This window comes from Blautia faecis (genome assembly GCF_020554845.1).
GTDB lineage: Bacteria > Bacillota > Clostridia > Lachnospirales > Lachnospiraceae > Blautia_A > Blautia_A faecis.
On the sequence record NZ_JAJCIA010000029.1, the window covers coordinates 1 to 20,421 of the forward strand.

General features: G+C 42.7%; 20 protein-coding genes and 2 pseudogenes. 11 read left to right on the forward strand and 11 right to left on the reverse strand.

The features are described 5' to 3' along the window. A partial coding sequence (locus LIZ66_RS13440; RefSeq protein WP_118198685.1) for a transcriptional regulator occupies positions 1 to 674 on the forward strand: 674 nt, incomplete at its 5' end. Positions 675 to 735: 61 nt separating this feature from the next. On the opposite strand, the gene LIZ66_RS13445 is transcribed toward LIZ66_RS13440, so the two are convergent. The 10 genes and pseudogenes from LIZ66_RS13445 to LIZ66_RS13490 all read right to left on the reverse strand — a co-directional run bounded on the left by LIZ66_RS13445 (position 736) and on the right by LIZ66_RS13490 (position 9,049). Further along, the gene (locus tag LIZ66_RS13445; RefSeq protein WP_005927687.1) at positions 736 to 1,698 is read right to left on the reverse strand and encodes a DUF3658 domain-containing protein; all 963 of its coding nucleotides are present in this window, start codon (positions 1,696 to 1,698) and stop codon (positions 736 to 738) included. Between the two features lie 29 nt (positions 1,699 to 1,727). Beyond that, positions 1,728 to 2,105 carry a TnpV protein gene (locus LIZ66_RS13450; protein WP_005927690.1) on the reverse strand — a complete coding sequence of 126 codons (378 nt, stop codon included), beginning with the start codon at positions 2,103 to 2,105 and terminating at the stop codon, positions 1,728 to 1,730. Then, positions 2,065 to 2,337: a helix-turn-helix domain-containing protein gene (locus LIZ66_RS13455; RefSeq protein WP_009274451.1), complete on the reverse strand. Its 273-nt coding sequence runs from the start codon at positions 2,335 to 2,337 to the stop codon at positions 2,065 to 2,067. The genes LIZ66_RS13450 and LIZ66_RS13455 overlap by 41 nt, the downstream gene beginning before the upstream one ends. A 155-nt stretch (positions 2,338 to 2,492) precedes the next feature. Beyond that, positions 2,493 to 2,651, reverse strand: a complete 159-nt coding sequence (locus LIZ66_RS13460; RefSeq protein ID WP_118361699.1) for a Maff2 family mobile element protein — start codon at positions 2,649 to 2,651, stop codon at positions 2,493 to 2,495. Positions 2,652 to 2,718: 67 nt separating this feature from the next. Continuing rightward, positions 2,719 to 3,768 (reverse strand): annotated as a pseudogene (locus LIZ66_RS13465) (VirD4-like conjugal transfer protein, CD1115 family); the annotation flags it as partial. Positions 3,769 to 3,902: 134 nt separating this feature from the next. Continuing rightward, complete coding sequence (ltrA, locus tag LIZ66_RS13470; protein ID WP_227200906.1) at positions 3,903 to 5,810, reverse strand: group II intron reverse transcriptase/maturase; 1,908 nt, start codon at positions 5,808 to 5,810, stop codon at positions 3,903 to 3,905. A 700-nt stretch (positions 5,811 to 6,510) separates the two neighbouring features. Then, positions 6,511 to 7,251, reverse strand: a pseudogene (locus LIZ66_RS13475) (type IV secretory system conjugative DNA transfer family protein); the annotation flags it as partial. Next, the gene (locus LIZ66_RS13480; RefSeq protein ID WP_002604484.1) at positions 7,248 to 7,721 is read right to left on the reverse strand and encodes a PcfB family protein; all 474 of its coding nucleotides are present in this window, start codon (positions 7,719 to 7,721) and stop codon (positions 7,248 to 7,250) included. The pseudogene LIZ66_RS13475 and the gene LIZ66_RS13480, both read right to left, overlap by 4 nt. Before the next feature lie 36 nt (positions 7,722 to 7,757). Continuing rightward, positions 7,758 to 8,702: a DUF6017 domain-containing protein gene (locus LIZ66_RS13485; RefSeq protein WP_002604485.1), complete on the reverse strand. Its 945-nt coding sequence runs from the start codon at positions 8,700 to 8,702 to the stop codon at positions 7,758 to 7,760. A 128-nt stretch (positions 8,703 to 8,830) separates the two neighbouring features. Continuing rightward, positions 8,831 to 9,049, reverse strand: a complete 219-nt coding sequence (locus LIZ66_RS13490; protein WP_002604486.1) for a hypothetical protein — start codon at positions 9,047 to 9,049, stop codon at positions 8,831 to 8,833. Positions 9,050 to 9,183: 134 nt separating this feature from the next. Between LIZ66_RS13490 and LIZ66_RS13495 the strand changes: the two genes are divergently transcribed. From LIZ66_RS13495 to LIZ66_RS13520, 6 genes are all read left to right on the forward strand, one after another. Then, entirely contained in the window at positions 9,184 to 10,608 is a 1,425-nt protein-coding gene (locus LIZ66_RS13495) for a recombinase family protein (protein ID WP_227200907.1), read from the forward strand. An 87-nt stretch (positions 10,609 to 10,695) separates the two neighbouring features. Further along, positions 10,696 to 11,226 carry a tyrosine-type recombinase/integrase gene (locus LIZ66_RS13500; protein ID WP_227200908.1) on the forward strand — a complete coding sequence of 177 codons (531 nt, stop codon included), beginning with the start codon at positions 10,696 to 10,698 and terminating at the stop codon, positions 11,224 to 11,226. Between the two features lie 414 nt (positions 11,227 to 11,640). Beyond that, positions 11,641 to 12,036: a methylglyoxal synthase gene (locus LIZ66_RS13505; RefSeq protein ID WP_021926957.1), complete on the forward strand. Its 396-nt coding sequence runs from the start codon at positions 11,641 to 11,643 to the stop codon at positions 12,034 to 12,036. Further along, complete coding sequence (gene rsmD / locus LIZ66_RS13510; RefSeq protein WP_118583107.1) at positions 12,033 to 12,587, forward strand: 16S rRNA (guanine(966)-N(2))-methyltransferase RsmD; 555 nt, start codon at positions 12,033 to 12,035, stop codon at positions 12,585 to 12,587. The genes LIZ66_RS13505 and rsmD overlap by 4 nt, the downstream gene beginning before the upstream one ends. Before the next feature lie 9 nt (positions 12,588 to 12,596). Next, entirely contained in the window at positions 12,597 to 13,085 is a 489-nt protein-coding gene (coaD, locus tag LIZ66_RS13515) for a pantetheine-phosphate adenylyltransferase (protein ID WP_118583104.1), read from the forward strand. Between the two features lie 17 nt (positions 13,086 to 13,102). Beyond that, a complete protein-coding gene (locus LIZ66_RS13520) occupies positions 13,103 to 13,738 on the forward strand; it encodes an ATPase (protein WP_118583101.1) in 636 nt (211 codons plus the stop codon). 87 nt (positions 13,739 to 13,825) lie between these two features. On the opposite strand, the gene LIZ66_RS13525 is transcribed toward LIZ66_RS13520, so the two are convergent. Continuing rightward, positions 13,826 to 14,746 (reverse strand): nucleoside recognition domain-containing protein, encoded by a 921-nt coding sequence (locus LIZ66_RS13525; RefSeq protein ID WP_173718990.1) that lies wholly within the window; start codon positions 14,744 to 14,746, stop codon positions 13,826 to 13,828. Between the two features lie 171 nt (positions 14,747 to 14,917). On the opposite strand from LIZ66_RS13525, the gene LIZ66_RS13530 reads away from it, so the two are divergent. The 4 genes from LIZ66_RS13530 to LIZ66_RS13545 all read left to right on the forward strand — a co-directional run bounded on the left by LIZ66_RS13530 (position 14,918) and on the right by LIZ66_RS13545 (position 20,418). Beyond that, positions 14,918 to 16,369 carry an aminoacyl-histidine dipeptidase gene (locus LIZ66_RS13530; protein WP_227200909.1) on the forward strand — a complete coding sequence of 484 codons (1,452 nt, stop codon included), beginning with the start codon at positions 14,918 to 14,920 and terminating at the stop codon, positions 16,367 to 16,369. Positions 16,370 to 16,622: 253 nt separating this feature from the next. Continuing rightward, positions 16,623 to 17,456, forward strand: a complete 834-nt coding sequence (locus tag LIZ66_RS13535; RefSeq protein WP_227200910.1) for a M23 family metallopeptidase — start codon at positions 16,623 to 16,625, stop codon at positions 17,454 to 17,456. A 117-nt stretch (positions 17,457 to 17,573) separates the two neighbouring features. Further along, positions 17,574 to 18,416, forward strand: coding sequence for a GTP pyrophosphokinase (locus LIZ66_RS13540; RefSeq protein WP_118583092.1), 843 nt, complete (start codon positions 17,574 to 17,576; stop codon positions 18,414 to 18,416). 91 nt (positions 18,417 to 18,507) lie between these two features. Next, positions 18,508 to 20,418, forward strand: coding sequence for a YgiQ family radical SAM protein (locus LIZ66_RS13545; RefSeq protein ID WP_227200911.1), 1,911 nt, complete (start codon positions 18,508 to 18,510; stop codon positions 20,416 to 20,418). The last annotated feature ends 3 nt before the right edge of the window (positions 20,419 to 20,421 follow it).

Here is a 20,421-nt window from a genome sequence, read left to right on the forward strand (position 1 = left end):
AGGAAATCAATCATGGCAACCTTATCACGCTGGCAGACTTCTATGGGGTTTCCGTCGATTATCTGCTGTGCCGGACAGAGAACAGGGAGCAGATCAACACGCCACTGACGGAGCTGCATTTGAACGATGAAATGGTTGCACTTCTGAAAAGCGGACGGATCAACAACCGTCTGCTCTGCGAACTTGCCACCCATAAGGACTTTATCAAGTTTCTTGCGGACATTGAGATTTATGTGGATGGGATTGCCACCATGCAGATTCAAAACCTCAACACCCTTGTCGATACTGTCCGGCATGAAATCATAGAACGGTATCGCCCTGGCGAAGATGACCCACATTTGAAAGTGCTGCAAGCCGCCCATATCAGTGATGATGAATATTTCAGCCACATGGTTCTGGATGACCTAAACCTGATTATCCGGGATATTCGGGAAACCCATAAAAAGGATAGTGAGAGTGCGCCCCAGACCACTGTTGCCAATGAACTGAAAGAAAATCTGGAAGCGGTCGAAAATTTCAAGGGCAGCCGTTTGGAAAAACTGGCAGTGCTTTACTGCAAGCAGCTCGGTATCAACTATAAAAATCTGTCAGATGAAGAATTTCGCTGGCTTATTCGGATTCTCCAAAAATCAAAGAAAACGGGAACGCCTATCAACCAGAGGAAAAAACGGTAAAGGAAAACCGCTGTTGCATGGTTTGTTGGATTCCATGTAGCAGCGGTTTGTGCTGTGGTTATTACTTCATTCGTTTTCTTAATATTCGGCGATAATTTGTTTCTCCCTTTGGTGCGTCCTGTATAATTTCCAACACACCATCTTCAAGCATTTTATCAATGCGATTGGAAATCCATACATCACTAATTCCAAGTTGATATTTTCCTAAAACATTACCTATGACAATAGCCATTTTGAATTGCTCTGGCTGTTCCGCAATTTCACGAAGAATGAAACTATCATATATATCTTCTGAAACGCTTTGCAATTTACCATTTAACATTGCACGCAAAGGTGCATTTTCATTTTGAAGTTGATTCCATTTCATAGCACAAGCTGAAAGAAATACAGGATTAGCTTTCTCTTGTAGAGTTATATAGTTTCCCCATTCGCCAGGAGAGACCTCGCCCCATGCTATTTTGGATGTCATAGTATTTTCTTTTCCATATTCCCATGTAGGTAACTTAACCAAATAAATTGTTGTCTGGCAGTTTAAGGGTTGAAGTTGTTTCATAAGCCAATACATACCACAAAGCTCATCTGGATTATAGCTATACCAAATGCGAATTTCTTCCCCAGCTACATATCGTTCAATCACTGAGGTCAATGTAGTTTTAATTTTCTGTATTTTTTCTTCAACCTGATAATCTAAATCCTCTACAAAGCAGACAGACAGCATTTTCTTGAAAACATTTTTCCGCTGTTCGCCAATTCCATTATCAGAAATATCTCCCACACTAAGAGCCATATCAAAACAATAAACATCACAGCTCTTGCCTCCCAATGGAATAGCATTCTCCCAAGCAATGCGTTCTTGTTCCTGTGCTTGAAGCTGTGCTTTTTTCATTTCATCTGAAGATGGAACACTCCCGTCTTCATGCCTCATAAATATTGAAACAGCACTTCCTCTATACTTTCCCTTGCCGTAAGTTTGGGCAATTTTCAAACTTCCACAGGCACTTTCACCAAATACAATTTCAATCATCTTATATACCTCCGATTTAATTGCTCCCGTTATGAATAAATCATCTCATGCAAAACAATTTCTTCTGCCCGGTTATGAATGTTATTGCAACGCTGCACCCATTCCATTTGGTGGGTACGCTTCAATTCCTCGGTTACGCCCTCGGCAGTTTTCATCTGCTCCATGATGGTGTCTAACCGTTCCTGTGCCTGTTCGTTCAGGTCTGCAAGATATGTCCACAATTCCCCGGTCAGTATCAATGTATTCAATCTGGCTGGGTGGACTTCCCTTAAATATTCCCGGTGCATCCGTCCGTACTTTCCGATAGGGCGGTGTTCCTCCGGCAGTTTCAAGTCCGGGATGTAATAATCTCCGACAAGGATATAATCAATTCCGTTTTCCGTTATTCTTGGTTTCAATTCGCTCATGCTCCTTACCTCCTGTGGAAGCAGGCTCGTCTGATACTAACTCAATCACATCGGTAATCTCACAATTCAGCGTTTCGCAGATACGGGCTAATGTATCCATGCTGATGTGCTTTCCCTCTTTGCTCATGTTGGCAATCATATTTGTTGTCATACCAGCGGCAAGCCTTAAATCCTCTTTTCTCATATCACGCTCTAACAGTGTGTGCCAGAGTGGTTTATAGCTGATGTGCATATTGTTTTCCTGCCTTTCTATCCATACCACCGGGGCGGCTGCCCCGGCAGGAACTTTTCTCTTATTATAGCACCAATCTTGTGAAATCACAATTTATTCTTGTAGCCTGCCGCTGATACCGTCTGGATTGTGCATTCCCTTTCTTTTTGTTCCCTTTAATTAGCCATGAACTGTTTCATGCCCTGCGACTTCGCGCCGGGGTTATCGTTGCCGTACCCCTCCATGAGGTTAATGCCGCCCCAAATGCCAAGTCCTGCGCCAAGCGCGATTACCAAAGTCTGCAATACGTCAACTGCGCTGTTGAAAAAATCCATATAAACCTCGCTTTCTGCCGCTAAAACGGCTCAAAAAATGTTGTTGGAAATAAAAATGCCGCCGTTTTTATTCGGCGGCTGCGTCCTCGTCGGACAAATCTATTTCGTATATGTCAAAGGGTTCGTCGGGCTTTACGATTGCCGGACGGGTGGACATATACCGTTCAACGTCAAAAGCGTTTTTCTTGTCGAAGTCGGAAAGGTATTTGTAGTTCGGGTGCTGCGTTATATCGTACTTATCGCTGAAAAAGGGGCGCACGCCGCGCAACTGCAAAATACATTTTCCTCCGTCCATAACTGCGATTTCGTCCTGTGTCATCAACTCCTTTCCCAATTTCTGATAATTGAGGCCATGAGAAACCTGCGTGCCGCGATTTTCGGAAGTGTTGAAACTGTCGATTGTTTCACGTCCCAAGTTCTCCGAAATATCCTTTGCATTTTTCCCGCGCCCTCCCAAAAACAAGGTGCTGTCGGCATTGTCAAGTATGATTTCTGCCGCGTCCTTGTAAATGGCTTTTAGCTGGCTCTGCGATTGCAGAATGATAGAAGCCGAGATTTCCCGGCTGCGGATTGTGGCAATCAATTTTTCAAACTGCGGGATTTGTCCAATGTTTGCAAACTCGTCTAACAGGCAGCGAACATGAACCGGCAGCTTGCCGCCGTATTCGTCGTCGGCCTTGTCGCACAAGAGATTAAATAACTGCGATTGCAGCATAGCGATAACAAAATTAAACGTGCTGTCCGTATCGCTCATAATCAAAAACAAAGCTGTTTTTCTGTCGCCTAACGTGTCAAGTTCTAATTCGTCGTAGGACATAAGATCGCGCAATTCCTTTATATCAAAAGGAGCGAGCCTCGCACCGCAAGAAATGAGGATTGATTTTGCGGTTTTGCCCGCCGCCAATTTATATTTTCGGTACTGCTTCACCGCGAAATGGTCGGGGTCGCGTTCTTCCAAGTCGGCAAACAGCAAATCGACGGGGCTTTGATATTCCTCGTCGTCCTCGCGGGCTTCGCTGGCGTTGATAAGTTCCAACAGGGTAATAAAGTTCATTTCCTCGGCGGGGGCTTCGTACCAGATGTAGCCCACCAACGCGCAATACAAAAGCCGTTCTGCCTATAGTGATAGGTAAGGTTTTGATATTATCTCCACCTTTTCCCCCACTTCACACCGGACATGCGACTTTCACCGCATCCGGCGCTCCATCGATTGCTTTCGCAGGTCATTTAATCAGTCACCAAATTTAAGTTTTATATTATTACTGACAGGTTCGCCTGCTCTCGCAGACTATTGATTTTCGTGAGCATCTTTTTCGTGACATTGAGTGTTTTTATCAGGTCTTTCATTGCCGTTTGGGGCAGTTCTTGTAACAGAACCAGATATTTCTTGTGAATCAGAACCATGTTTTTGTATCTTTCAAATCCACCAAGTGGTCCTGGTACTTTGAGCCATACAGCTACATGTTCCGCATTTACGAATTCTTCTCCACTGACTGCACATTTTCCCTTTTGAGCAGAAAATAAAGATATTTTACTGTCATGGTATTCTGTGCTGTGACCAACCGATATATCTTCTCTCAGTCCTTTCAGAACATATTGATTAAGATTAAGTTCTGTATGGATTGCAGAACGACCTTCTTTTGTATAACTACAAACGATTGACCGCTTCGCCATTGGTACTTTGTTTTTGATGAATGCAATCGGATAGATCATCTGGTCAATTCCCGAAACATATCGAATCATTTTTGACTGTCCGAATCTTTCCTTTTCTGCTTGGGTGATAGTTCCACCTTCACGTTTTAGCATACTTCCTGTTTCCGTATTTAACCTGTTTGTCAAAACTGTCATTACTCGCCTATGGAATTCTCTGCAATCAATACTGATGCAGGTGGCAAGCTGATAATAATTCTGTATGCCTAACACCATAGAGTTATATAGCTGGATTTCTGATAAACAGCTTTTTTTCTCTCTGGGTTTTGCAATATTTTTCGCTTGCTCCACTAGCTTTGCTTTTTCAATTTCAACCTTTTTGTCACAGATTGCCGACTGCACCACATATTTATGATGCTTCAGCCTTACCCTTATTTTGAATCCAAGAAATTCTGACCACCGTTTTCTGGTGTTCACGATCCTTGTTTTCTCCGGGGACACCTCTAATTTCAACCTCTCTTCAATCCACGCCGCAACCGCTTCTTTTGTCCTGACTGCATCCTCTTTCGTTCTACAGAAAATCCGGAAATCATCCGCATACCGAATGATATGCATTTCTTTCATTTCTGTGTTTTTCATAATCCTATAACCATGGCTTTTATCAAAAACCTTAGTCTTTCCGATTATTCTTTCTCGCCCCCTGCTTGTAGCAATCGGATTTTCCTCCCATTGACTAGCTACCCACCAATCCAATTCATTCAGAACGATGTTTGCCAGTAATGGTGAAATGATTCCTCCTTGTGGTGTACCCTTGTCAGGCAATACTGTTGTATTGTCGGGCAGTTTAATTGGAGCTGTCAGTATCCGCTTGATAATAAAAATCAAAGTTTTATCATGGATACCCAACGACCATATCTGTCTGATTAACTTGCTATGATTTACGTTATCGAAAAATCCTTTAATATCAAACTCGATTACATAATGCAGGTTCATCATTTGAAGCATGGTGTAGGTTCTGTTAATGGCATGTTCAACAGATCTGTTCGGACGGAATCCATAACTGTTATTGCTGAACTTTGCTTCGCAGATTGGTTCCATGATCTGCTTGATACATTGCTGTATCAACCTATCCCATATACATGGGATTCCCAGCGGACGTGTTTTTCCATTTGGTTTCGGGATATCTTTCCGTCTAACAGGCTTAGGTCTGTAGCCGTGCTTGCTTCCCGTGACAATAAATCTCACTCTTTTTATCACATCATCAGGATTTAGACTCCCAATGTCTGTGATGTTCTTTTTGTCTGTGCCTGCCGTGTAGCTGCCTTTGTTTGCTTTAATATTTCGGTACGCAAGTAAAATGTTATCCCTGTTCAGTATTAAATCCATAAGATTCTCGAATACTTCACCGTTCTGACTTTTTTGATATAGTTCATCAAAAGTACTTTGCATTCCGTAATACTCTGCGTGACGCAGGTCATCTACACATAATGTTTTACTTTTCTTTGGCATAAGGCATCACCTCCCATCGAAAGTGACCCTTTTGGTCTTACTCGTAATCCTTATCATAGGACTGAATAATGCCTGTTTATTTCAACCGACTTGTGACCATTCCTCCGAGTTCTTCTTTTTCGCAGAACTCATCATAGGTTCGATCACGGCTTTTCAGCACCAGTTCGCCTGCTTATTTTCTTCGTCAGGCTATCCCATAATGGAATCTGATACCTTTCCACGTTCCGATAATCCTATCTGTACATATACCGTTAGGTCTCTGCTATAGTCCTGTCAGCTCGGATGTGCCTGTAACACAACATGGTTGTTCGTAGGGCAAATTTCTACTTAACCACACTGACTGCGCTTTAACGCACCCATACATTTCTATATGGTCTTCTTTTAGAACCGTACATTCGCAGTTTTCGTCAGTTTACCCGCCAAAGTAAACATTCTAACCATAGATATTTTATAGATCCTTGACCTATAGGTAGCGCACCCCACCTCTGGGGCATTTTCGAGAATCTTTTGGCAGATTCCTACGACTACTCTCGGTCGTTGTCACGGAGCTTCTCACCCCAGCCATTACAGCTGACGCAAGTCCGTCAAGGATAGACGTTTCAGGGCGTTACCCCATCATTCCATCTATCGGATTACCAGTTCACAGACTGGTTATTATTTAATAAACCAACACTGTGCACAGACTTTTTACCGCCTGTGAACGTGTCGCACTTACCCAAAAATCCTCCGCGCTTTTTTCTCCCTCACCTTTGGTATTCGCTATCAACGTATTTACCAGCTTCAAAATATCTTTCTCGCTGCGGATATACACAAAGGGGTTGTAGTGCATAGATTTTTTGAAGTTAATCGTATTCAGTACCTTAATGCGGTAGCCCGCCCGTTGCAGCAGCTTCCCGCACTCAATCAAAACCGTACCTTTCGGGTCGGTTAAGACGTAAGAGGAATGAAGCTGCATTAGATTAGGTTTGACAAAAAATCTTGTTTTTCCGCTGCCGCTGCCGCCGATCACGACGACGTTCTTATTTCTCGCGTACTTCGGCTGCTTCGGGCGGCTGTTCATGGTAAGCCGTTCCGTCTGCGTCAAAATGATGTTGTTTTGGAAATCCGGGTCTATGTAGGGCTTTATATCTTCGGCGTTTCCCCATCGGGCAGAGCCGTACTCCGCGCCCTTGCGGTATTTCTTCGCGTTTTTCCCTTTGACATAGACTATCAAGCGGATAATCACCGCACCGACAATGCCGACAAGCAAATCCAACGGGTAAACGCTCGGCAAGGCGTTTTCAAAGGCTGCGGAAAATCCTTGTGTGATATTCAGTATCTTTGCAGAAATATCCGCGCCGGGGGCAAGCCGCACCGCCTGTCCGACTTTATCAAAGAGATAGACAAAGAACACATAGGGGATATTCGGAAGTATCAGCTTTTTGTAGTTGATCTGCTTCATATCTCGCGCCCCCTGTCCATTTTCTTTACCTTGTCGCGGGCGGCGTTAAGCTGCTTCGCCTTGTCCTTTGCAGCGGCAAGGGCTTTGCGGATAGAGGGCTTTTTCTCCCGGTTCAGCTTCTTTGCGGAAAACTCTTGAAACGCTGCGGTCATAACGTCCGCGTCCCGGCCTTTGAAAAACACAAGGTAACGGGTCTGCTCGCCCTTAACCTTTTTTAGCGAAAAATCTATGTTGTATTTCTTCGCCGTACTCTCAAAGGCTTTAATATTGCTGTCGGTGATCTCGATGTTGGAAACACCCGCGTTCTGCTTCATAAGCTGCCGCATGGTCTGTTTCCCATGCGCGGGTTTGCTTTTCTGCTCCAAAAACTTTTGGATTGCTTTCTGTAACGCCTGTTCGGTAAGCCGCGCCGCGCCTTTTCCCACTTTGACGTATAGGGCAATCGTTTTTTGGGTTACTTCCTCCTGCAAGGTATCAACTCCTTTCCCGGTAAAGTGCGGCTATGCTCATTCGCCGCCGTATAAGTCGTGATTGACAAGGGCGGTATAGTAGCTGTCAATGGTACTCGGCGCGTTGAACAGCACCGCTTTTAGATACTGCTTGATGTTGCGCACTTTGGTTGTGTTCTCCCTCATGCAATCCAAAACAAACTCAATATGGCTGCTGTTCAGCTTCAAAAACTTGGATTTCACCAATTCGGCGGGGTAGTCGTCCCCGGCAATACGGATTGTCTTTCGGGCTGTGCAGACGGTTTCCAGCATAAGGTCAACAATCTCGTCCAAACGGTCTTTGTCAATTTTGCAGTTTTGAATGAGATGGTCGTATTCGATATTGTCCTTGATAATCTCCCTGTAAATCTCTACTGCGCTATTGCTTTTCGCTTCCGTTCTTTTCCTTTCCGGCGGCGTAGCCGCTTCGCCATGCGCAAAGGGCAAGGGGTTTAGGGAATGGAAAGGAATGGAATCGGTACTTGATAAATCAGTAATTGATTGTTCTTTACTTAATATATCTTTATTTAATTGCGTTGGATTTTCCAACGTAGGTTTTTCCTGCGTAGGTTTTTCCAACGTTGGATTATCCAATGTTGGATTTTCCAATGTAGGTAAATCCAATATAGGCGGCTGTCCGCCGCTGGTAGCTGCTTCCGGCTCTCGCGGCTGCGGCTGCTCGTATATGACGTAATCTGCGCCCCGCAAGCGTCCCTTTTCGTCGCGCTCCCGGCTGCGCACGATATATCCGGCTTTTTCGAGTTCCTTTACCGCTTCGCGGATTGCGTCGATCTTCTCCCGGTTGATATGGGATAAGCCCGCAAGGGTATAATCCCAATCTTCGGGCAGCGAAAGCATTTGCGACAACAAGCCCTTTGCCTTTAAGGACAATTCCTTGTTTCGCAAGTGGTGGTTGCTCATAACGGTATATCCCGTATTTCGCTCCACTCTGAAAACTGCCATATTTCCTCACTTCCTCTCTTGGTATGCGTGGACAATTAGAAAGCCGTTTTCGGCTGTTTTGGTATTGCAATATGCCCTTTGCCGTTTTCGCGTCTGCAAAGCCGCATGGCACAAGGGCTTTTGCCCGTCTATTTGTCCATGCTGGCGTGCGTTTTCCGCGTCCTTTTGCCGGGGCAATAGGGACACTCTTTGAAAACGCAAAACTCATATTTCCACCCGGGGCGGTAGAAACGGCAAGTGCCGCAATCTTCATCATCTCCGGCACAACCGGATTGATAGCGGTCAAATCCCGGCTTCTGCTGCATGAGCAATTCAAACGCCCGCTGCTTGCCCTTTGTGAAATACATTCCGGCTGCACCTCCTTTCCTGCGGGCATAAAAAAACGGCGTTACTTTCTCCCCCAAAGGGGTTAAGGTAACGCCGTTTGTGTGCGTATTCAGTTTTTAACACATTCCCTGTCTATCCGCTGTCCGCAAAACCATTGATTTTATTAGCTTTTTGCCGCTATCGCTATCACACCTCATTATTTAACCGTCCAGGATTTCAGAGGATGATGGAAGATGCAAAAGCAGGACGTATAAAAAGTATTGTTATAAAGGACTTTTCAAGATTTGGAAGAGATTATCTGGAAGTGGGGAATTATCTGGAAAAAATCCTGCCAGTCCTTGGTATTCGAATTATCTCAATTAACGATGGTTTTGACAGTATCAATTCCTCTGGTTTTACTGGAGGAATGAGTGTAGCGTTAAAAAATATGCTGAACGCAATGTACAGCAGAGATTTGTCCAGAAAAGTTCGTTCTGCGATGAAAACACATGCTAAAAACGGTGAATATATGCCGGCTTTTCCAAAATATGGATATATTAAAGATCCAGAAGATAAGCATCATCTGGTTATAGATCCAGAAGCGGCTGAAACAGTGAAACTGATATTCACAATGGCGGCAGATGGGAAAACCAAAGGACAGATAGCAAAATATCTGAACGAAACCCATGTGCTTACATGCAGGGAGTATATGTGCAGAAAAGGTATAAAAATGCACAGAGAAAACGAAAAAGAAAAGAAACTCTGGTCAGTCACAACAATCTCAGATATGCTCAAAAATGAAGTGTATCTTGGAAAAATTATTTGGAATAAAAAGAGAGTGGCAAGAACAGGAAGCAATAAATTGGTTTCCAATGATAAAGAGGAGTGGATTGTTGTAGAAAATGCACATGAACCAATTATATCCGATGAATTATTCCGGAAAGCAAATGAGAAAGCGTTTACTAACCAGAAAAAAGTTCTTGCAAAAAGAGGAGTAGCCTGCCCTATTTTCTTTTGCCCGACCTGTGGAAGAAGACTTGGTTTTACCAGCAGAGAGACTGGGTATCGCTGTATGCAGGCACATATCAGTGGTCTTAGTGGGTGTGCGGAAAGTAAAATGGACAGGAAAGAAGCAGAAGAAACAGTACTGGATGCAGCCAGAAATATGGCACAATTCATTTCGGAAAATCTTGAGAAAAAGAAAAGAGAATGGCATAAAACAATTTTGAAAGAAGAAAATATCGCAACACTGAAAAGTGAAAAAAAGCGACTCTCGTCAAGAAAGATGAAACTATATTCTGATTATCGTTCAGAAGTGTTGGACAAGGAAGGGTATATGGAAGAACTGGAAAAAACGACTTCCCGTATTTTAGAAATCACTTTGCAGATAGCAGAATTGGAGAATGAGATTGCAGTAGCGAAGAAAAAATGTGATGAAGCAACAGAAAAAGAAATGGAAGTAAATGAGATTGCAGCATTGCAGGATTTTGACAAAATACAGCTGTCAAAGATTATTGAGAAAGTCTTTATTTATGAACCAGGTCGTATGGAGATAAGCTGGAAGATGGATGACATTTTCTACAAAGAAGAAAAAGCATAAACGGAATAAGATTGTTCGCAGGAGCATCACTGGATGAAAACAGTGGTGCTTTTTGCGAATTAAAAGCAAATTTTTTTTAGACTTATATTGACAAAAGCAGAACTAAAGGCACTGTATTGGAACGATATAGATTTTTCCAGAAGAGCACTTTGGGTAAAGAAAACAATGTGCCTTGTGCGTAGTGACCATGGAGCATATTTCGAGGTACATAATCCCAAGACTTTCAGTGGAAATCGATTAATTCCTCTTACAAATAAATGTATAGAGGCACTTATGAGACAAAAGACATTAAATACATCTACAGTGCAGAAATATAAGGATACAAATTTTACGAATTTGGTATTTCCATCTAAAAAGAACCAGCCTTTTCATGATATGGTCATACTTGAGTCAATACATAATGTAATTGCTAAAATGGCTGCGGATGGCGTTTATGTTGAAAAATTTGGTCCACATACATTCAGACATACATTTGCAACAAGAGCGATTGAAAATGATATGAACCCTAAAACACTTCAGAGAATTCTGGGGCATAGTTCACTACAAATGACAATGAATCTCTATTGCCATGTTTCTGATGATAAGTTGTTTGATGAAATGAAGAAAATGGAAAAATAAAATGGTGTAAAAGTGGTGTAAACAAACAAAAATCAGCTGTGAAGACTATTGAAAACAATACGCTTCTCATATAAATATGCAAAAAAAAGTGGGTTGTTATATTTTTTTACATATAAAAAGAAATTGTGAAATTTTTATCTTTAAATGTGCGAAAATTATGAAAATTATGCGTATTCATATACTTATACAGAAGAATTTTCATGTAATAAAGCTAAAAAATGAAGCGTAGCGGTAGAATACGGAGCTGATTTGCACAATAAAATATAACAAAAACCAGGAAAGTCAATACGTCATTTAAAAACAAATTCTTAACAAATAATGAATTTTGTATATATTCAAACGTTTTTGTTGCACTTCTTTTGTCAATTTGCTATAATTGGTACAATAAACAGAAAGAAATGGGAGAGGTGAACTATGAATTTAGGTATCATTGCACATAATAGTAAAAAAGTTCTCATTGAAGATTTCTGTATCGCTTATAAGAACATCCTGGCCAAGCATGAAGTATATGCTACCGGCACTACAGGAAGAAGAATTGAGGAAGCCACCGGTCTTCATGTCCATAAGTTTTTACCGGGCAGTATCGGAGGCGATAAGCAGTTCATGGAAATGGTAGAGCGGCAGGATCTGGATATGGTAATACTTTTCTATAATCCTGTTATGATAGATCCGAAGGAGCCAGACATCACAGCTATTGTAAAGCGCTGTGACCAGTATAATATTCCGGTGGCGACCAATATCGCTACTGCAGAACTTCTTATTCTTGGACTGGCCCGTGGTGATCTGGATTGGAGACTGAATCTGAAATGAGAGTCATCGCAGGAAAAGCAAGACGACTGAACCTTAAGACTGTGCCGGGTATGGACACACGCCCGACCACAGACCGCATCAAAGAAACTCTTTTTAATATTCTTCAGCCTGAACTTCTGGATTGTCACTTCCTTGATCTGTTCAGCGGAAGCGGTGCAATCGGCATTGAGGCATTAAGCCGCGGAGCAGCTCGGGCTGTTTTTGTTGAAAAAAATCCCAAGGCATGCACATGCATAAGAGAAAATCTGACATTTACAAAACTTGCAGATAGTGGTACACTGCTGAATATGGACGTGATGCAGGCCCTTCGTTCCTTAGAAGGAAAGGGCGTTTTCGACTGCATATTTATGGATCCCCCATATAACCATGAGCTGGAGCGTCAGGTTCTGGAATACCTTCAGGACAGCAGTATTCTGGATGAGAATACACTGATCATCGTGGAAGCTGACCTTACTACAGATTTCGGTTATGTGGAAGATCTTGGCTACAGACAGCTGCGTTCCAAAGAATACAAAACTAACAAGCATATCTTTTTATGCCGGGGAAAGTGAGAAAAATACATGGTAATAGCTGTTTATCCAGGAAGTTTTGATCCGGCCACTTATGGTCATCTGGACATAATCAAGCGTGCAAGCGTATCTTTCGACAAAGTAATCGTAGGAGTTTTGCATAATTCTGCAAAAAGTCCGTTGTTTTCTGTTGAAGAACGTGTTAATATACTAGAAAAGGCAACAAAAGACATGGAGAATGTAGAAATCAAGGCATTCAAGGGTCTTTCTGTGAACTTTGCCAGAGAGAATCATGCACAGGTGATCGTGCGCGGGCTTCGTGCAGTTACAGATTTTGAATTTGAACTGCAGATGGCACAGACAAACCGAGTGCTTGCTCCGGATATTGACACCGTGTTTCTGACGACAAGCCTGGAATATGCATATCTTAGCTCTACTATTATGAAAGAAGTAGCAGGCTATGATGGCGACCTGAGCAAATTTGCTCCGCCGGAAATTACCGAAGCTGTTAAGAAAAAAATGCACGATTTGAAGAAATAGAATAAGGAGAGTTTACTATGAGCAGCAGAATTGAACAGATCATTGAAGAAATCGAAGAATATGTAGACAGTTGTAAATATCAGCCACTTTCTACAACTAAGATTGTAGTGAATAAAGAAGAAATCGAAGAGCTTCTTCGTGAACTTCGTCTTAAGACTCCAGACGAGATCAAACGTTATCAGAAGATCATCAGCAATAAGGATGCCATCCTTGAGGATGCACAGACAAAGGCAGATGCACTGATCGCAGATGCACAGAATAAAGCTCAGGAGCTTGTTACCCAGCATGAGATCATGCAGAAAGCATATGCGCAGGCAAACGAGACTATCAATGCAGCGAATCGTCAGGCTCAGGAGATTCTGGATTCCGCTACACAGGATGCTAACAGCATTCGTCTCAGCGCGATCACATACACAGATGACATGATGGCAAACATCGGTTCCGTACTTACCCAGACTCTTGAGGATGCTGGCGGCAAATATAAAGGATTCATCGATGCTCTTCAGGCATGCATGGATGTTGTAAACCATAATCGTCAGGAGCTTGCGCCACAGACTGCTCAGGCAGCTGCAATGTCCGGCTCTTATCAGCCGGCTGATACAGAGGCTTCCAAGGAAGATGAAGCTCTTCTGGACGAGATTGGCGATAACTAATTTTGCTGCGCGAAATATAGCAGACTTTATCTGATTGTGATTCACTAAAACTATTCTATAAATGTTTTATGTGAGCAGGGATCATGTTTATAAGAATATAAGTATGAGAGCAGCAGTAACTGCTGCATTCATACATTTGGCAGAAGCGTACGGATGAAGGGAGAGTTCCTTTCCAAGTACGCTTTTTGTTTGCGCCATAATACAGAATCCTCCGAATGCACTCATGCACAGTGCAAGAAGTACACGAAGTGAATAAGAAAACCCGGACAGCAGGAGCCCATGGAGACCAGTGGTAACTTCTATCAGTCCGAGAAGAATATATTTTCCCTGTGCCGGAAGATACCAGAAATGACTTATGGCTGCGGACAGAATAGAAAACATAAGAATATAACCCCCCAGTTTTGCCATAGTTTCAAAACTATTCATAATGACAAAATCCAGGAGCCCGGCAGAAGTATATTCCTGCTCAGATGTTTTTGGCGTACAAAAGGAAAGCAGTGAGTTTTTTCTATAGAATGTAAAGCGAAAAAAACACATGCAGATCATGTCTGATAGAAACAGAATCCCCACAAGAAAACCAATATGTAATTTTCCCTCAAGACAGATATGTCCCACATAAGTAATAAGAAAGGCCGGACTTGGATTATTGCAGAAAGTTAACAAATATTCAGCCTCCTGCCGGCTGATTTTTCCAGCATAATACAAATCTGCGGTTAATTTTGCCCCCATAGGGTAACCGGTGAGAAGTCCCAGAAGAAATACATAGGCTCCTCCCGGAGAAAGCCCAAAAACGACCTTGAAAAAAGGAGCAGTTGGTTGTAAAATTTTTGTAATCCAATCTGTGTGCACCAGAATTCCTGTAAGGATCATAAACGGAAGAAGGGTAGGCAGTAAGGTCTCCAACCACAGTTTCAGTCCGTTTCTTGCCGCAGCAAGAGCTTCGGCCGGGTAACACAGAAGGAAGAGTAAAAGCAGGATAACAGAAAGCAGGATTATTTTTTTCTTCATTTTGACCTCGTTATTAAAATAAAAGCCCAACATGTGAAGTTATAGTCAGGTTGTGTTCAGCAGCCTGAAGTATGTTTAAAAAATCATTATATAAAATTTATATTCTGTTTCTGTCTCAAAATGCCGAAAAGATAAATACAAACCATATATAAAATTTTGGAGGTAACCCATATGGCAATTTTAGAAAACTTCGAACCCAAAAATGTGTTTCACTATTTTGAGGAAATCTGTGGTATTCCACATGGTTCAGGAAATACAAAACAAATCAGTGATTATCTGGTGAATTTTGCAAAGGAGCATGATTTGAAATATGTTCAGGATGACATGAATAATGTTGTGATTTATAAACCTGCAACACCTGGCTACGAAAACGCGCCCACAGTCATCCTTCAGGGACATATGGATATGGTTTGTGCGAAATGCCCGGAAATCGAACATGATTTTATAAAGGATGGACTAAAGCTGGTTGTGAAAGATGGCTTTTTATCAGCCGAGGGCACTACTCTTGGCGGCGATGACGGAATTGCAGTGGCTTATGGCCTTGCGCTTTTAGACAGTACAGATTTGCCGCATCCGGCTTTGGAGGTTGTTTTCACCGTCGATGAAGAGACGGGGCTTCTGGGCGCTGACGGATTCGACTGCAGCCTTTTGAAGGGAAGAAGAATGATCAATCTGGATTCTGAAAAAGAGGGCTGTCTGTGGGTAAGCTGCGCTGGTGGTGTTGCTGGAAATTCTTATCTGCCAGTCCGGCGTGTGGACGCTTCCGGCAGAAAAGTTAACGTAAAAGTCTGTGGACTTGTGGGAGGCCATTCCGGAGCTGAAATACACAAAAACCGCGCAAGTGCCAATATTCTTATGGGACAGTTTCTTTATGAACTTTCCCATGTCTGTGGCTATGCATTAAAAGAATTAGAAGGTGGTCAGCAGGACAACGTTATTACAAAAGAATGCGAAGCGGTTCTTCTTGTGCTTCCGGAAGAAATTTCTCAGATCACTTCCCTTGCAAAGAAAATGCAGAAGGATTTCCAGGCAGAATACACTGGTACAGATGATACTATTACAATTCAGATAACAGAAGAAGGGGATATGGATGCACAGGTTCTTCATCCCACCAGCCAGGAAAAAGTGCTTTTTTATCTGATGAACATGCCATTTGGTGTTAAGAAAATGAGTGGTACCATAGAAAATCTGGTGGAAACCTCCTGCAATCCCGGAATTCTGAAGCTGTATGGGGACGAGTTGTTTGTACAGACCAGTATCCGAAGCTCTGTAGGAACTGCCAAAGAGGCTCTTTCCCATAAAATTCAATACCTGACAGAATTTCTGGGAGGCGAATATGAGACTGAGGGGGCTTATCCTGCATGGGAGTATCGTAAAGCTTCTCCTCTTCGTGACAAGATGGTAGAAATTTATAAAAACATGTACGACAAAGACCTGGACGTAGTTGCCATTCATGCCGGTCTGGAATGTGGTATTTTTTATGAGCGAATGGAAAACCTTGACTGCACCTCTCTTGGACCGGATATTCTGGACATCCACACCAGCAAAGAACGCCTTGATATGGCTTCTGTGAAACGGGTTTGGGAATATCTGACAGAAGTATTGAAAAATTTGAAAGACTGATAATTACATGTATATTTAAAAGCCTGTTTTTCATAAAGCTTTTGGCATACCCCCATTAAATAGTAACTGTGGCTGCCATAGCCTTTGATCATTCGAATCAGCTGTATTTGGAAAAATATTTTCCATACAGCTGATTTTTTGTTCTAATTTTTCTGATTTTCCATATATTATCTGAGGGTGAAAAAATCGTTACTATTTACTGGTAACAAAAAAATCATCCACCTTTTCCCATATATTAAAGAGAGGAAATGCCATGAAAAGAAAGACCGGGAAACACTTACTCCTTCTTCTTTTTCTTTTGCCGCTGCTTATCTTGCTTCAGAATTTTATTCAGCAAAGAAGCCAGGCCTCCCTGTTAAAACCGGACACCTGTTTTACAGAAAGCTTCCGGGAACAGGCTTTGTCGTCTGCGCTATATGCAGAGTTAGAAGAAAGAGTACATTCGGATGGAGAATTTGCCGATCTTCTTACAACAACTATGCTGAATGGAAAATTTTTTCCAAAATATCTTTCCGGAAACAGGGAAGCATATCTGCGCTTCAAACCCAAAGCCTATTATGACCTGAGAAACTGTTATCTGGCTGTCTGGAAAGACCTGGAAAGTTTTCCCATTCCAATCAGAAACGATAGAGAAATATGGCAAGAGATTTTTTATGAAAACACCTTTGGCGCTGCCCGAAGCTATGGTGGAAGCCGGACGCACGAAGGCTGCGATCTCTTTGGCAGGGTTTCTCAATCCGGATTTTATCCTGTGATTTCCATGACTGATGGCAAAATAGAAAAAATCGGATGGCTTCCTCTTGGCGGATACCGGATCGGAATCCGTTCTCCTCATGGAGGGTATTTTTATTATGCCCATCTTGCATCCTATGAAAAATATTTTCAGACAGGTGAAGCAGTGGAAGCGGGGCAGATCCTTGGATTCATGGGAGATACCGGATACGGAGAAGAAGGAATGTCCGGAAAATTTCCGGTTCATCTTCATCTGGGAATCTACATAAATCCACAGGGAAAAGAGGAACTGAGTGTAAACCCTTACTATGTCTTACAGGCAATGGAGAAAAAAGTAAAAAAATACACTTATTGATAACAAATTTTTTGAAATATATGCTATAATGATTAAACATATGGGCAGACACACTTAAATTTAACTGCAGAATATTTTTCATAATACAATGCCCATATTCTGTAAGGAGCGATTTATATGGAAATACAGTTATGGAGAAGCATTTTATGCCCCTACGAACTGGCAGTCAGGGAACTGATTGTCAAATTTGAACACATTATCAGCGAACATCGAGAAAATGATCTGTATTCCCCTATTGAGCAGGTAAGCGGACGAGTGAAAAGTGTATCCAGCATTCTGGAGAAAATGCAGCGCAAGCATATTCCTATGGAACGCATGGAGGAAGAAGTAGAAGACATTGCCGGAATCCGTATTATCTGTCAGTTTGAGGAAGATATTGAGACAGTAGCATCCCTGATCCAAAACCGGTCAGATATGACCATTAAGAGTGAGAAGAATTATCTGAAGCATGTGAAACAGAGTGGTTACAGAAGTCTCCATCTGATCATTTATTATACAGTAGAAACATTAAATGGTCCCCGGAAGCTGCAGGCGGAAATTCAGATCCGCACCATGGCTATGGACTTCTGGGCAACGATCGAACATTCCCTTCAGTACAAATATAAAGGGGACATGCCGCCGCATGTGGCAGAGCGTCTGACGAATGCCGCGGATGCTATTATTTTGCTGGATCAGGAAATGTCTTCTGTGCGCGATGAAATCATGGATGCCCAGAATTCTTCCCAGATGCAGTCCAATCTTGTAAAAGATATTCTCAATAATATAGAAAATCTTTACCGCGTATCCAGCGAACGGGAGATTACCAAAATTCAAACAGAATTTCTTCGTGTTTTCCATACCAAAGATTTGAAACAGCTGGAGCGTTTTCACAGACAGCTTGATATTATCGCGGAAGGTTACCGCGCCCAGGCTGTTTACCATAATATCGGACATCAGCCAGGCAAGAGCTGTATTTCATAAATCTGTCCGAAAATACGTTACTGTTCATTTTGTTCACATCATTCTTGGAACACGCCTTACAGAATGAGCAGTGCATAGGAGAAAAATATAGATGTCACAATTTTTACCAGTTACAAAAAAAGACATGGAGGACAGAGGCTGGGATCAGGTAGATTTTGTCTACGTGACAGGAGATGCTTACGTAGATCATTCCTCTTTTGGAACTGCTATTATCAGCCGCCTTCTGGAGAGCCGGGGCTATAAAGTGGGAATTATCCCTCAGCCCGACTGGCGCAGGAAGGAGAGTATTGCCATATTTGGAGAGCCTCGCCTTGGCTTCCTTGTAAGTGCCGGCAATATGGATTCCATGGTTAATCACTATACCGTTGCAAAAAAGCACCGCCAGAAGGATTCTTATTCTCCTGGCGGTAAAATGGGTTTGCGGCCAGACCGTGCTGTTATTGTATACAGTAATCTGATTCGTCAGACTTTTAAGAAAACTCCTGTAATCCTTGGTGGAATCGAGGCAAGCCTCAGACGTATGGCACATTACGATTACTGGGAAAATAAGGTGAAGCACAGTATCCTCATAGATTCCGGCGCAGACCTGATTTCCTACGGAATGGGAGAGCATTCTATTATTGAGATTGCAGAGGCTCTTGACAGCGGAATCCCTGTCAGCGAAATTACCTATGTGGCAGGAACCGTCTATAAATGCAGGGATCTGTCCCGCACTTACGAGCCGATCATACTTCCTTCTTTTGATGAAGTACAGGCGGATAAGCAGGCTTATGCCAGAAGCTTTGCCATCCAGTATCAGAATACTGACCCTTTTACAGCAGGAACCATGGCCGAATCCTACGGAACAAAGGGTTACGTGATCCAGAATCCACCTGCATTACCTCTTACACAGGAGGAGATGGACGATGTATATGATCTTCCTTATGCGGGAAATTATCATCCCATGTATGAGAAAGACGGCGGAATTCCTGCATTAGAGGAAATTAAATTCAGTCTTACCAGCAACAGAGGATGTTTCGGAAGCTGCAGCTTCTGTGCATTAACTTTTCATCAAGGAAGAATCCTGCAGACCAGAAGTCATGAATCAATTCTGAAAGAAGCGGTCCACATGACCGAGGAGAAAGATTTCAAGGGATATATCCACGATGTAGGCGGACCTACAGCGGACTTTCGCCAGCCTTCCTGCCAGAAACAGCTGACCAGAGGCGTTTGCAAGAACCGTCATTGTCTGTTTCCTGAACCATGTAAGAATCTGACCGCGGATCACAAAGATTACGTTTCTCTTCTTCGTAAGCTCCGGGATCTTCCAAAAGTAAAAAAAGTATTTGTCCGTTCCGGTGTGCGTTTCGATTATGTGTTGGCAGACCCGGACAAAACTTTTCTTAATGAACTTGCCAAATATCATGTAAGCGGACAGCTTCGTGTAGCTCCTGAGCATGTTTCCAATCAGGTGCTGAAATATATGGGCAAGCCGTCCCACGAAGTGTATGAGAAATTTTTGAAGGAATTTGACAAGGCAAATAAGAAGGCTGGCTTACAGCAGTTTGCCGTGCCATATTTTATGTCCTCTCATCCGGGATGTACCATGAAAGAGGCTGTGAAGCTGGCAGAATATGTCCGTGATCTTGGCTTTACTCCGGAGCAGGTGCAGGACTTTTACCCAACACCTTCTACACTGTCTACCTGTATGTATTACACGGGAATCCATCCTCTTACAGGCGAAAAGGTTTATGTGCCGAAGAGCGCCCATGAAAAAGCCATTCAACGTGCGCTTATGCAATATAAGAATCCGGTCAACAGAGAACTGGTTCTCGAAGGATTGAAAATTGCAGGGCGTATGGATCTGGTTGGGTATGGGGAAAAATGTCTGATCCGGCCTGTCAGAAAAGGGCATGGGGACAGCAAATATACAGAGAATGCCGGGCGTAACAGAGGATCAAAGCATGGTCCGGCACCAAAGAAAACCATCCGCAATCATCACACAAGAAAAAAGCAGAAATAGGAG